Here is a 12,261-nt window from a genome sequence, read left to right on the forward strand (position 1 = left end):
GGCATTACGCCCGGCGAGTATCGCTGGACGACGTCGCCTGTGCAGTAAACACCGCCAGCCCTGCGCGCGCCGCATACATCGCCCACATCAGCTCGGCCGCTGCGCGCGCCTGGCGGCGTTTACGGTGGAGTGTGAAGTCGATGACAGTGGCGGATGTTTGCATGGGGGCGGTCTCGTGGGGCGTGGGTGACTCAGTGGCTCCACAGTAATCTGCGCCGGTTATTTCTTTAAATACTGAGTTTGCATGTGTTAATTCGATTTTGGACTTAAGAAACGCTGTTGCACTTCGGCGCTGGTTCGTTAATCAGGAGTGACTTGCCGGGCGTCCCTGTCTTCCCATCTGGGCCCCGCCTTTTACGTCCCCCGAATTCCAAGGACCCACCCCATGTTGTTGCGCCAGCCTCCGCTCCTGTTTGCCGCCCTGACCTTAAGCTCACTGGTGCACGCCGAAGACCTGCAACTGGCCCCGGTCGAAGTCACCAGCAGCGAAGCCAGCGCCGGCGAAATCGCCGAGGCCCAGCTCAAGAGTGTGCCCGGTGGCACCAACTACATCGACATGAACAGCGTGCAGCAGGGGCGGGTCAGCACCAACGAAGACGTGTTCAAGTACCAGGCCGGTGTGTACGCCAAGGCGGCGAACAACGAAGGGGTGAAACTGTCGATCCGGGGTTCGGGCCTGAACCGCAGCCCCGGTTCCCATGGCTCGGGCTTGTATGAAATGTTCGACGGCCTGCCGCTGACCGGCCCAGGCGGCACGCCCTATGAGTTGAAAGACCCGCTGTGGCAAAGCCGTGTCGAAGTGCTGCGCGGCGCCAACGGTTTTGATCAGGGCGCGTTGGCGTTGGGTGGCGCGGTCAACTACGTGACCCGTACCGGCTATGACGCGCCCAAGCTGCAACTGCGTTATGAGGCGGGCAGCAAAGGTTACGCCCAGCGCGAGATCAGCTCCGGCCAGGTGCTGGGAGATGCCGATTACTACATCAGCCTCACCGACTCCGAAGCCGACGGCTACCAGCGCCAGAGCGCCGCCACGGGCAAGGGCATGGCGGCCAACTTCGGCTACCGCTTCAGCCCGGAACTGGAAACCCGTTTCTATTTGCGCTACCGCGAAACCACCAACGACACCCCGGGCAAACTCACCCGCGCGCAGATCAGCCACGACCCCCGGGCCGCCAACAGCCTCAACGCCGCCCGCGACTCCAAGCGCCTGCAACCGGGTTCGACCTGGATCGCCAACAAGACCACCTTGCAACTGGACGACAATTCCCGCGTCGAGTTCGGTCTGGCCTACCACGACTATCCGATGGACCTGCGCGAAGGCACGATTCGCCTGAAAGTCGCCTACACCGACATCAGCAGCACCCTCAATTACATCCGCCAGGACACGTTGTTCGGCCACGACAGCAAAACCACGATCGGCCTGCGCACCACTCAGGCGATGCCCAACAACGGTGGCGCGGAATACGTGCGCATACCGGCCGGCAACACCGCGACCTATGCCCCCGGTACCAAGACCCGCGACTACAGCTACCTGGGCTCCGACACCGTGCTGCATATCGGTAACGACCTGGAACTGGTGCCAGACCTGTGGCTGACCACCGGCCTCGCGGCAATCTACACTCGCCGTGAAACCGAAGTGACCTACCCGGACGCCCACGCGCCGCTAAGCCAGCACGATTGGGACTACGCGCCGCGCATCGGCCTGCGTTACGACTTCAACCCGCAATTGCAGGTGTACGGCAACCTGAGCCGCTCGGTCGAGCCGCCGCATGCGTGGTCGATGATCTGGGGTTCCAACAAGTACTTCACCAGCGGCCCGGCCAAGGGCATGGCGCGCGAAGGCGTGAGCCTGAAAAACCAGACCGCTACCACCCTGGAAATCGGTGGGCGCGGCGAACACTGGTTCGGCCAATGGGACCTGGCGCTGTACCGCTCCGAAGTGCGCCACGAATTGCTCACCGTGGAAACCCAGGCCCAGACAGGCACGACAAACGCCATCGTTGCCGAAAACAACGCCAGCCCCACCGTCCACCAAGGTCTCGAATTGAGCCTGCTCAGCCTACTGTGGGACGGCGGCCGCAACGGCAAGCTCGCCCTGCGCCAGGCCTACACCTTCAGCGACTTCCACTACCGTGACGACGACCGCTTCGGCGGCAACACCTTGCCGGGCATCCCCAAGCACTACTACCAGGGGCAACTGCGTTATAGCCATCCGACGGGGTTCTACAGCAGTTTCAACACCGAGCATTCGTCAAAGGTGGCAGTGGATTACGCCAATTCCTACAACGCCGCGTCTTACACGATTATTGGCGCGACCTTCGGCTACGACGCGCCGAAACAGGACTGGCAAGCCTGGATCGACCTGCGCAACCTCACCAACCGGCGTTACGCCAACACCATCACGCCTGGGTATGACGACAAAGGCGTGGACATGGCGCGTTCCACGCCAGCGGATGGTCGCGGTATTTACACCGGTGTGTCCTGGAGCTGGCGCTGAGCCTGATCCTGCGAGCCATCCCCAATCCCCTGTGGGAGCGGGCTTGTCGGGCCGCCGCATCGCCGCGAAGGCGGCCTGTCAGCCAACACAGATGCAACTGACCCACCGCCATCGCAGGCAAGCCAACTCCCTCCGTGATGTGTGTTGCCCAGCGGTTCTTGCTCCTACTCCGTTTTACTGGCATTCTTCGCGCAATTGGTAATATTTCCCATTTGAGAAATTTTTGCGCATGCATGACATTCCTGCCGTGCTGAACGATTCAACCCGTCAGCAGACCCTTGCGGCAATGTACAGCGAGCACCACGGCTGGCTGCACAGCTGGCTGCGCAAAAAACTGGGCTGTTCGCAAAACGCCGCCGACCTGGCCCACGACGCGTTCATCCGCGTGCTGATGCTCGCCGAGCCGCACAACATCAAGGAGCCCCGTGCCTTTCTCGCCACCACCGCCGGGCGCCTGCTGATCGATGGCGCGCGCCGCCGGCGTATCGAAAAAGCCTATATGGAAGCCCTGGTGATCCAGTGCGAAGACGCCGGCATGCCCGACCCGGCCGCGATCCATGTGGCGCTGCAAGCCCTGGAGCGTATTGCCGAGATGCTCGCCGGCTTGCCCGCCAAGGTCCGCGAGGCGTTCCTGTTGAGCCGTCTCGACGGGCTGACCTACAGTGAGATCGCCACGCGCCTGGAGGTGTCCTCCAGCACGGTCAAAAACTACATTTCCAGTGCCCTGGTGCACTGCTACCACAGCCTGCACGCAGCCGATCCGCTGTCATGAGTTCCGAACAAATCATTCAGCAGGCAGCGAATTGGCTGACACGCCTGCACGACGAAGACGTCACCGATGCGGACCGCCAAGCCTTCCTCCTATGGTGCGACGCCGACCCACGGCATGCCGTCGCCATTGAGCGGATGCGCGGCCTGTGGGGCAGCCTGGATACGTTGCCCGCCCAGCCTGCGCGCCGAGCCCTCAACCGCGCGTTCGCGCCGCAACGCGCGCGTGCCGCCCAGGCGGTCGGTGTGCTCGGCCTGGTGCTCTGCGGTTGGATCGGCCTGCAACACCTGCCGTTGTGGATGGCCGACCAACGCACTGGCGTCGGCGAACGCCGCCAGATCGCCCTCGAAGACGGCAGCCAGCTACAGCTCAACAGCAACTCGGCGGTAGACGTGAAGTTCGACGGCCATCAGCGGGTGATCGAACTGCTGCAAGGCGAGTTGTGGGTGGAGGTGGCCAAGGATGCGCAGCGGCCGTTTGTGGTGCGCACCGACCAAGGCACGGCGACCGCGCTGGGCACCCGCTATCTGGTCAAGCGCGCGGCAGACGGTACGACCGTGGTGACGGTGATCGAATCCACCGTGGCCGTCAAAGGTGATACCCGCGATGAGGTCAAGGTCACGGCCGGCCAGCGTGCGATCCTCGATCACGGCCGCGCCCAACCCGCGCAAGCCACCGGCAGCGCCGACCCGGACGCCTGGACCCGTGGCCTGCTCAAGGTCAACGACCAGCCCCTCAGCGACGTCCTGCAAACCCTGGCCAGCTACCGCCACGGCATGGTGCGCTTTGATCCCCAGGCGTTGCGCAACCTGCGGGTGTCTGGGGTGTTCAAGCTCGATGACACGGCGGCGGCACTCGCGGCACTGGCGGACAATCTGCCGATCCAGGTGGAGTACTTCACCGACCTGCTGGTGGTGGTCAAGCCGCGCTAGGGTTCGTTCTGGCGCAGGCGCTTGTACAGGGTGTTGCGGCTGACGCCCAGTTCCCGCGCCAGGTGGGAAATATTCCCGCCGAGTGCCTTCAAGCGTTGGTTCAAGTCGATGCTCTCATCCAGAGACTCATCGGCTGGCCGTGGCGCGGGTACGTGCAGATCTACAAAAAAATCATCCGGCAAGTGCTCCGCACGGATCGGCTGCTCCTCGGCCATCGCCAGCGCCACCTGCAATACGCTGCTCACCTGGCGCAAATTCCCCGGCCACGGGTGCTGCTCAAACAACGCCAGCACCTCAGCGCTCAGCCCGGCCCATTGGGTCGGTTCGCGGTGCTGCTGCCACAGTTGCTGGAACAACGCCTGCTTGTCGGTGCGTTCGCGCAAGGGCGGCAGCTCCAGGGTCAGGCCGCCGATGCGGTAGTACAAATCCTCACGAAACCGCCCGGCCTGCACCCACTCCCGCAGGGCGCGGTTGGTGGCAGAGATGATGCGCAAATCTACCGGGAACAACTCACTGCTGCCGACAGGCTGCACGCACCGTTCCTGCAAGACCCGCAGTAACCGTGCCTGGGTGGGCAGCGGCATGTCGCCGATTTCATCGAGGAACAGCGTGCCCTTGTCGGCCTTGCGGATCAGGCCAATGCTGCCTTTCTGATTGGCGCCGGTGAATGCGCCTTTTTCGTAGCCGAACAGTTCCGATTCCACCAGCTCCGCAGGAATCGCCGCACAGTTCACCGCGATAAATGCCTGCTGGCTGCGGGAACTCACCTGGTGCAGGGCTTTGACGAACACCTCTTTGCCCACCCCGGTCTCGCCGTGGATCAGCAGCGGGATGTCCTTCTCCAACAGGCGCTCGGCCTGGCGTACGGCTTTTTCCACGCGGGCGTCGCCGAAGTGCAAGGTCTTCAGCCCAATCGACGTCGGCTTTGGCGGCGTAGGTTGTGTGAATATTCGCGCCTGCACCGGTATTTGTTTGGGCCGTTTCAACAGGCACTGGAACCGATTGCGTCCCTCCGCCTGCAAGGAGAACGGCAGTCCTTCCGGCTGGTTCAGTAACTCCAGCAGCGACACCTTGAACAAACTGTCGATCATCACCCGCGACAAACTGATACCCAGCAGGTTGTCCGCGCGGCGGTTGGCCGACAGCACCTGGCCGCTGTCGTCGAAGATCAGCAGGCCGGCCCATTGACTGTCCAGGTTGTTCAGGCCGGTGTTGAAGGTCAGTTGGAAATGCTCGCCGCGAAACAGGTTGAGGATCAGCCGGTTTTCCACGGTCTGGCTCATCATCTTGACCATGCCCAGGGTGTGGGAGGGCGGCAGGTAGCTGTCGCTGGACACGTCTAGCACGGCAATGATCTCGCGCTGCGCATCGAAAATCGGCGCCGCCGAACCGGTCATGAAGCGGTTGGCCTTGAGGAAGTGTTCGTCATGCTCGATATGCACGGCCTGGGCGCAAGCCAGCGCGGTGCCGATGGCATTGGTGCCGCTGGAGCGCTCGCGCCAACTGGCGCCGGGGTTGAAACCGCGGGCCAGCTTCGGCTCGATGAAACGCTGGGTGCCCCACGACGTCAGCACCTGGCCCTGGTTGTCGGCCAGCATGATCAGGCAGTTGGAATTGCTCAGGATGTTTTCGTAGTAGGGCAGTACTTCCTGGTGGGTGGTCTGCACCAGGGAGTGCTGGCTTTCCAGCAGTTGGCTGATGCCTTCGGCGGGCAGTTGGTCGAAGCTGGGGGCGCTTTGATGGTCCAGGCCAAACGCGCGGCAACGGCGCCAGGATTCCTGGATAAGGGTGTCGTGAGCCAAGGGTTCGGCCATGGGGTGACCTTCATTTTTATTGTTATGGGGTCTTGCACAAACCAACGGTTGAAACCAGATCAACCTGTGGCAGCAGGCAAGCCAGCTCCCACATTTAATCGGCTGTGTTGGTTAAATCGAGTTCGAAGAGTGTTGTTCAGAACTGTTCATTGTCAACCCCCGGACTGTTCAGTTGTTCACCCGGATTGTTCACTCCTGAACATGCCGTTCAAGCCAATTCCTCACACATCAAGCACTTGCAGTTTTGGCACGAAACTCGCTCTGACGAATGGCCAGATTCATTCCAATAATAAAAAGGTCGTGTCATGTCATTGACCCTGGAACACGTCTCCCGCGTCGTTGAAGGCCAAACCTGGATCGACGACGCCACCCTGCGTTTCGAACCCGGCTCCTTTAACGTCCTACTCGGCCGCACCCTGTCCGGCAAGACCAGCCTGATGCGCCTGATGGCCGGCCTGGACAAGCCCGACAGCGGTCGCATCCTGATGAATGGTGTGGATGTCACCCACAAACCGGTGCGCTTGCGCAACGTGTCGATGGTGTACCAGCAGTTCATCAACTACCCGACCATGACTGTCTTCGAAAACATCGCGTCGCCCTTGCGCCAGGCCGGTGTGGCCAACGAGTTGATCCAGAGCAAAGTGTTCGAGACTGCGAAAATGTTGCGCATCGAGAAGTTCCTACAGCGTCATCCGCTGGAGTTGTCCGGCGGCCAGCAACAACGCACGGCCATGGCCCGTGCGCTGGTCAAGGATGCCGAGCTGATCCTGTTCGATGAGCCGCTGGTGAACCTGGACTACAAACTGCGTGAAGAACTGCGTCAGGAAATGCGCGAACTGTTCAAGGCGCGCCATACCATCGCCATCTACGCCACCACCGAACCCAACGAAGCCCTGGCACTGGGGGGTACCACCACCATCCTTCATGAAGGCCGGGTGATCCAGAGCGGCAAGGCGGCTGAGGTCTATCACCAGCCGCAGAGTGTGCTCGCTGCCGAGTTGTTTTCCGAGCCACCGATCAACCTGATGCCGGGGCGCATCAGCGGCAATGAAGTGAGTTTCGCCAATTTCGTGCACTTTCCGCTCAACGTCGATTTGCGCCCCATCGGCGAAGGTGAATTCCGCTTCGGTGTGCGCCCCAGTCATATCAGCCTGGTGCCGAGCAACGATGACGACCTGGAGCTGGCGGTGACCGTGGAAGTCGCCGAGATCAGCGGTTCGGAAACCTTCCTGCATGTGCGCAGCGAACATTTCCTGTTGGTGCTGCACCTGCCGGGGGTACACGAGTACGACGTCGACGCGCCGATCCGCGTGTATATCCCTACCCATAAACTGTTTGTGTTCGATAGCCAGGGCCGTCTGGTCCAGGCCCCCGGGCGCCGTGTTGCGAGGGTTGCCTGATGGCCGAGATCCATTTGCAGAACCTGGCGCACAGCTACAGCCCTACGCCGAGTGGCCCTGAGGACTACGCGATTCGGGAAATGAACCACGTGTGGGAGCAGGGCGGCGCCTACGCTTTGCTCGGGCCCTCCGGCTGTGGCAAATCGACCCTGCTCAACATCATCTCCGGGCTGCTCAGCCCGTCCGAAGGCCAGGTGCTGTTCGACAGCAAAGTGGTCAACGACCTCACCCCGGAAAAACGCAACATCGCCCAGGTGTTCCAGTTCCCGGTGGTGTACGACACCATGACGGTGTTCGACAACCTGGCTTTCCCGCTGCGCAACCAAGGCATGGCGGAGGCGAACATTCACAGCAAGGTGCAGGAAATCGCCGAAGTCCTCGACCTGCAAAACCTGCTGTCCAAGAAAGCCCGCAACCTCACCGCCGACGAAAAACAGAAGGTCTCCATGGGCCGTGGCCTGGTGCGTGACGATGTGTCGGCGATCCTGTTCGATGAACCGCTGACGGTGATCGACCCACACCTCAAGTGGAAGCTGCGGCGCAAGCTCAAGCAGATCCATGAGCAGTTCAACATCACCATGGTCTACGTCACCCATGATCAGTTGGAGGCCTCCACCTTCGCCGACAAGATCGCGGTGATGTACGGCGGGCAGATCGTGCAGTTCGGTACGCCCCGCGAGTTGTTCGAGCGGCCCAGCCATACGTTTGTCGGCTATTTCATCGGCAGCCCTGGGATGAATCTGATCGAGGTGCAGGCCGAGGCGGGCGGGGTGCGGTTTGCCGGTACTCATCTGCCGTTGTCCGAGGCGATTGCGCAACGCATCAGCGATACGTCCTACAAGAAATTGCAGGTCGGCATCCGCCCGGAATTTATCCATGTGTGGGACGAGTACAACCCTGACGCCCTGCAAGCCGATATCACTCATCTGGAGGACCTCGGCACCTACAAGATCATGACCCTCAACCTTGACGGCACGCTGTTGAAAGTGCGCCTGGCCGAAGACAAACCGGTGCCAGAGGGCAAGGCTTCCATCAGCTTTCCCGCGCAGTGGCTGATGGTCTACGCCGACGACTACCTGCTGGAGGTGCAGCCATGAACAAGGTGCAGAACAACAAGGCGTGGTGGCTGGTGCTGCCGGTATTTCTGCTGGTGGCATTCAGCGCCGTGATCCCGATGATGACGGTGGTCAACTACTCGGTGCAGGACATTTTCGACCAGTCCAGCCGCTACTTCGTCGGTGCCGACTGGTACAAGCAGGTCCTGCTTGACCCGCGCCTGCATGACTCTTTGCTGCGCCAGTTCATTTACTCGGCCTGTGTACTGCTGATTGAAATCCCCCTGGGCATCGCCATCGCCCTGACCATGCCGACCAAGGGGCGCTGGTCGTCGCTGGTGCTGATCATCCTGGCCATTCCGTTGCTGATCCCTTGGAACGTGGTGGGCACGATCTGGCAGATCTTCGGCCGTGCGGATATCGGTTTGTTGGGTTACAGCCTCAACGCCATGGGCATCAGCTACAACTATGCGGCCAACACGGCGGATGCCTGGGTCACCGTGCTGGTCATGGACGTGTGGCATTGGACATCCCTGGTTGCGCTGCTGTGTTACTCGGGACTACGGGCCATCCCGGATGTGTACTACCAGGCAGCTCGGATCGATCGTGCATCGGCCTGGGCGGTGTTCCGACATATCCAGCTGCCGAAGATGAAAAGCGTGCTGTTGATCGCGGTGATGCTGCGCTTTATGGACAGCTTCATGATCTACACCGAGCCCTTCGTACTGACTGGCGGCGGGCCGGGTAACGCCACCACCTTTCTCAGTCAGACGCTCACTCAAATGGCTGTAGGTCAATTCGACCTGGGCCCGGCCGCCGCGTTTTCCCTGGTGTACTTCCTGATCATCCTGTTGGTGTCCTGGCTGTTCTACACCGCCATGACCCATTCCGACGCCAACCGCTGAGGCCGCCAACATGAGCAAGCGTCTTACGTTTATGAAGAAAGTTATCCCGCTGCTGATCTACATCCTGTTCCTGCTGGTGCCGATCTACTGGCTACTGAACATGTCCTTCAAGAGCAACACCGAAATCCTCGGCGGGCTGACGCTGTTTCCGCAGGACTTCACCCTGGCGAACTACAAGGTGATCTTCACCGACCCGAGCTGGTACACCGGTTACCTCAACTCGCTGTACTACGTGAGCCTGAACACGGTGATCTCCCTGAGCGTGGCGTTGCCGGCGGCCTATGCGTTTTCGCGCTATCGTTTCCTCGGCGACAAGCACTTGTTCTTCTGGCTGCTGACCAACCGCATGGCGCCGCCGGCGGTGTTTTTGCTGCCGTTTTTCCAGCTGTATTCGTCCATCGGGTTGTTCGATACCCACATCGCCGTGGCCCTGGCCCATTGCCTGTTCAACGTGCCGTTGGCGGTGTGGATCCTGGAAGGCTTCATGTCCGGCGTGCCCAAGGAAATTGACGAAACCGCCTACATTGACGGCTACTCGTTTCCAAAGTTTTTCGTGAAGATTTTTATCCCGCTGATCGGCTCCGGCATCGGTGTCACCGCGTTTTTCTGCTTTATGTTTTCCTGGGTCGAGTTGCTGCTGGCGCGCACCCTGACCTCGGTCAACGCCAAGCCCATCGCGGCGGTGATGACCCGCACCGTCTCGGCGTCGGGGATCGATTGGGGCGTGCTGGCAGCGGCGGGGGTGTTGACCATCCTGCCCGGCATGCTGGTGATCTGGTTTGTTCGCAACCACGTGGCCAAGGGCTTTGCCCTCGGCCGGGTCTGAGGAGTCGATGATGGAATGGATGGCCTGGACCACCCCAACCGCACTGTTCTTCGGTGGCATCGCGCTGATTCTGGCGGGCATGACCACCTGGGAACTGCGTTCGCCGAGTATTCCCCGGCGCGGTTTTTTGCCGATCAGCACCACCCGTGGTGATCGTTTGTTTATTGGTCTTCTCGGCAGCGCCTACCTGCATTTGCTGGTAATCGGCGTCACCGGCTGGAGCATCTGGGCGGCGACTGCGCTGTCCCTGGTGTGGCTGTTGAGCGTGATGCGTTGGGGCTAGTGCCCTTATGAATAAACAACCAGGAGGTCTCTATGTTCGATAAAAACAATAAGCTGCGACATAGCATTTCATTGGCCGCCGTTCTGGCCCTCAGCGGTTTGAGTGCCTCGGCCTGGGCCGATGCGTACGAAGATGCCGCGAAAAAATGGATCGGCAGCGAGTTCAAGCCATCAACGCTCACGGCCGAGCAGCAGCTCGAAGAGTTGAAATGGTTTATCAAGGCGTCAGAACCGTTCCGTGGGATGAAGATCAACGTGGTGTCGGAAACCCTCACCACCCACGAGTACGAATCCAAGGTGCTGGCAAAGGCCTTCAGCGAAATCACCGGGATCAAGCTGACCCACGACCTGCTGCAGGAAGGCGACGTGGTGGAAAAACTGCAAACCCAGATGCAGTCCGACAAAAACATCTATGACGGCTGGGTCAACGATTCCGACTTGATCGGTACGCACTTTCGCTACGGCAAGACCGAATCCATTACCGACTTGATGGCCAATGAGGGCAAGGACTTCACCTCACCAACCCTGGACCTGAAGGACTTTATCGGCCTGTCCTTCACCACCGCACCGGACGGCAAGATCTACCAGCTGCCCGACCAGCAATTCGCCAACCTCTACTGGTTCCGCGCCGATTGGTTCGAACGCGCGGACCTGAAAGCCAAGTTCAAGGAAAAGTACGGCTATGACCTCGGCGTGCCAGTGAACTGGTCGGCCTACGAAGACATTGCCAAATTCTTCAGCGAAGACGTCAAGGAAATCGACGGCAAGCGCGTGTATGGGCACATGGACTACGGCAAGAAAGACCCGTCCCTCGGCTGGCGCTTCACCGATGCCTGGTTCTCCATGGCCGGTGGCGGCGACAAAGGCCTGCCCAACGGCCTACCCGTGGACGAGTGGGGCATTCGCGTCGAGGACTGCCACCCGGTGGGTTCCAGCGTCACCCGTGGCGGCGACACCAACGGCCCGGCGGCGGTGTTCGCCACGCAAAAATACGTGGATTGGATGAAGGCTTACGCGCCACCGGAAGCCGCGGGCATGACCTTCTCCGAATCTGGCCCGGTGCCGTCCCAGGGCAATATCGCCCAGCAGATCTTCTGGTACACCGCGTTTACCGCTGACATGGTCAAGCCAGGCCTGCCGGTAGTGAATGCCGACGGCACCCCGAAATGGCGCATGGCGCCGTCGCCTGTCGGCCCTTACTGGGAAGAGGGCATGAAGAAGGGTTATCAGGACGTAGGCTCCTGGACCTTCATGAAATCCACTCCAGAGAAGCAAAAGCTTGCGGCCTGGCTCTATGCACAGTTCGTGACCTCGAAAACCGTCTCGCTGAAGAAAACCATCGTTGGCCTGACGCCGATTCGTGAGTCCGACATCAACTCCCAGGCCATGACCGACATGGCGCCGAAACTGGGCGGTTTGGTAGAGTTCTACCGCAGTCCGGCTCGACTACAGTGGTCGCCGACCGGCACCAACGTGCCGGACTACCCGCGCCTGGCGCAGCTGTGGTGGAGCAACATCGCCGCCGCCGCCAGCGGCGAGAAAACCCCGCAGCAAGCGCTGGACAACCTGGCCAAGGAGCAAGACGCGATCATGACGCGCCTGGAACGCTCCAAGGTGCAACCGGTGTGCGGCCCGAAAATGAACCCCGAGCGTGACGCGCAATACTGGTTCGACCAGCCGGGTGCGCCGAAGCCGAAACTGGCGAACGAAAAACCGAAAGGCGAGACCGTGGCTTACGGTGACCTGCTCAAGCAGTGGGAGGCGGCGCGCAAGTAAACGAG

General features: G+C 60.9%; 11 protein-coding genes. 9 read left to right on the forward strand and 2 right to left on the reverse strand.

Going from position 1 to position 12,261, the window contains the following annotated elements:
* Positions 1-4: 4 nt before the first annotated feature.
* Entirely contained in the window at positions 5-163 is a 159-nt protein-coding gene (locus DBR46_RS30355) for a hypothetical protein (RefSeq protein WP_177414112.1), read from the reverse strand.
* Between the two features lie 222 nt (positions 164-385).
* Here DBR46_RS30355 and DBR46_RS22485 point away from each other — a divergent pair, with 222 nt between their 5' ends.
* The 3 genes from DBR46_RS22485 (at position 386) to DBR46_RS22495 (ending at position 4,198) form a co-directional block, all read left to right on the forward strand.
* Positions 386-2,497, forward strand: a complete 2,112-nt coding sequence (locus DBR46_RS22485) for a TonB-dependent receptor (RefSeq protein ID WP_124527967.1) — start codon at positions 386-388, stop codon at positions 2,495-2,497.
* Between the two features lie 229 nt (positions 2,498-2,726).
* Entirely contained in the window at positions 2,727-3,269 is a 543-nt protein-coding gene (locus DBR46_RS22490) for a sigma-70 family RNA polymerase sigma factor (RefSeq protein WP_124527968.1), read from the forward strand.
* On the forward strand, positions 3,266-4,198 hold the full coding sequence (locus DBR46_RS22495; RefSeq protein ID WP_124527969.1) for a FecR family protein: 933 nt from the start codon (positions 3,266-3,268) through the stop codon (positions 4,196-4,198). The genes DBR46_RS22490 and DBR46_RS22495 overlap by 4 nt, the downstream gene beginning before the upstream one ends.
* Here DBR46_RS22495 and DBR46_RS22500 read toward each other — a convergent pair.
* Positions 4,195-6,012: a sigma-54-dependent Fis family transcriptional regulator gene (locus DBR46_RS22500; RefSeq protein ID WP_124527970.1), complete on the reverse strand. Its 1,818-nt coding sequence runs from the start codon at positions 6,010-6,012 to the stop codon at positions 4,195-4,197. The two genes, DBR46_RS22495 and DBR46_RS22500, sit on opposite strands and share 4 nt — an antisense overlap.
* 305 nt (positions 6,013-6,317) lie before the next feature.
* Here DBR46_RS22500 and DBR46_RS22505 point away from each other — a divergent pair, with 305 nt between their 5' ends.
* From DBR46_RS22505 to DBR46_RS22530, 6 genes are read left to right on the forward strand one after another with little or no spacing between them, the layout of a single operon-like run.
* Positions 6,318-7,412 carry an ABC transporter ATP-binding protein gene (locus DBR46_RS22505; RefSeq protein WP_124527971.1) on the forward strand — a complete coding sequence of 365 codons (1,095 nt, stop codon included), beginning with the start codon at positions 6,318-6,320 and terminating at the stop codon, positions 7,410-7,412.
* Positions 7,412-8,509 (forward strand): ABC transporter ATP-binding protein, encoded by a 1,098-nt coding sequence (locus DBR46_RS22510; protein ID WP_124527972.1) that lies wholly within the window; start codon positions 7,412-7,414, stop codon positions 8,507-8,509. Before DBR46_RS22505 ends, DBR46_RS22510 begins: the two co-directional genes overlap by 1 nt.
* The gene (locus DBR46_RS22515) at positions 8,506-9,372 is read left to right on the forward strand and encodes a carbohydrate ABC transporter permease (protein ID WP_122511609.1); all 867 of its coding nucleotides are present in this window, start codon (positions 8,506-8,508) and stop codon (positions 9,370-9,372) included. Before DBR46_RS22510 ends, DBR46_RS22515 begins: the two co-directional genes overlap by 4 nt.
* Before the next feature lie 10 nt (positions 9,373-9,382).
* Positions 9,383-10,198 (forward strand): carbohydrate ABC transporter permease, encoded by an 816-nt coding sequence (locus DBR46_RS22520; RefSeq protein ID WP_124527973.1) that lies wholly within the window; start codon positions 9,383-9,385, stop codon positions 10,196-10,198.
* A 10-nt stretch (positions 10,199-10,208) separates the two neighbouring features.
* Positions 10,209-10,481 (forward strand): DUF2160 domain-containing protein, encoded by a 273-nt coding sequence (locus tag DBR46_RS22525; protein WP_017735080.1) that lies wholly within the window; start codon positions 10,209-10,211, stop codon positions 10,479-10,481.
* Between the two features lie 32 nt (positions 10,482-10,513).
* Entirely contained in the window at positions 10,514-12,256 is a 1,743-nt protein-coding gene (locus DBR46_RS22530) for an ABC transporter substrate-binding protein (protein ID WP_124527974.1), read from the forward strand.
* Positions 12,257-12,261: the final 5 nt, after the last annotated feature.

The organism is Pseudomonas sp. KBW05 (assembly GCF_003852405.1).
Taxonomy (GTDB): Bacteria; Pseudomonadota; Gammaproteobacteria; order Pseudomonadales; family Pseudomonadaceae; genus Aquipseudomonas.

What these genes read in the sequence shown, in the direction of transcription:
- DBR46_RS30355 (WP_177414112.1), bottom strand. Translation starts at nt 163, where the DNA reads ATGCAAACATCCGCCACTGTCATCGACTTCACACTCCACCGTAAACGC.
- DBR46_RS22485 (WP_124527967.1), top strand. Translation starts at nt 386, where the DNA reads ATGTTGTTGCGCCAGCCTCCGCTCCTGTTTGCCGCCCTGACCTTAAGC.
- DBR46_RS22490 (WP_124527968.1), top strand. Translation starts at nt 2,727, where the DNA reads ATGCATGACATTCCTGCCGTGCTGAACGATTCAACCCGTCAGCAGACC.
- DBR46_RS22495 (WP_124527969.1), top strand. Translation starts at nt 3,266, where the DNA reads ATGAGTTCCGAACAAATCATTCAGCAGGCAGCGAATTGGCTGACACGC.
- DBR46_RS22500 (WP_124527970.1), bottom strand. Translation starts at nt 6,012, where the DNA reads ATGGCCGAACCCTTGGCTCACGACACCCTTATCCAGGAATCCTGGCGC.
- DBR46_RS22505 (WP_124527971.1), top strand. Translation starts at nt 6,318, where the DNA reads ATGTCATTGACCCTGGAACACGTCTCCCGCGTCGTTGAAGGCCAAACC.
- DBR46_RS22510 (WP_124527972.1), top strand. Translation starts at nt 7,412, where the DNA reads ATGGCCGAGATCCATTTGCAGAACCTGGCGCACAGCTACAGCCCTACG.
- DBR46_RS22515 (WP_122511609.1), top strand. Translation starts at nt 8,506, where the DNA reads ATGAACAAGGTGCAGAACAACAAGGCGTGGTGGCTGGTGCTGCCGGTA.
- DBR46_RS22520 (WP_124527973.1), top strand. Translation starts at nt 9,383, where the DNA reads ATGAGCAAGCGTCTTACGTTTATGAAGAAAGTTATCCCGCTGCTGATC.
- DBR46_RS22525 (WP_017735080.1), top strand. Translation starts at nt 10,209, where the DNA reads ATGGAATGGATGGCCTGGACCACCCCAACCGCACTGTTCTTCGGTGGC.
- DBR46_RS22530 (WP_124527974.1), top strand. Translation starts at nt 10,514, where the DNA reads ATGTTCGATAAAAACAATAAGCTGCGACATAGCATTTCATTGGCCGCC.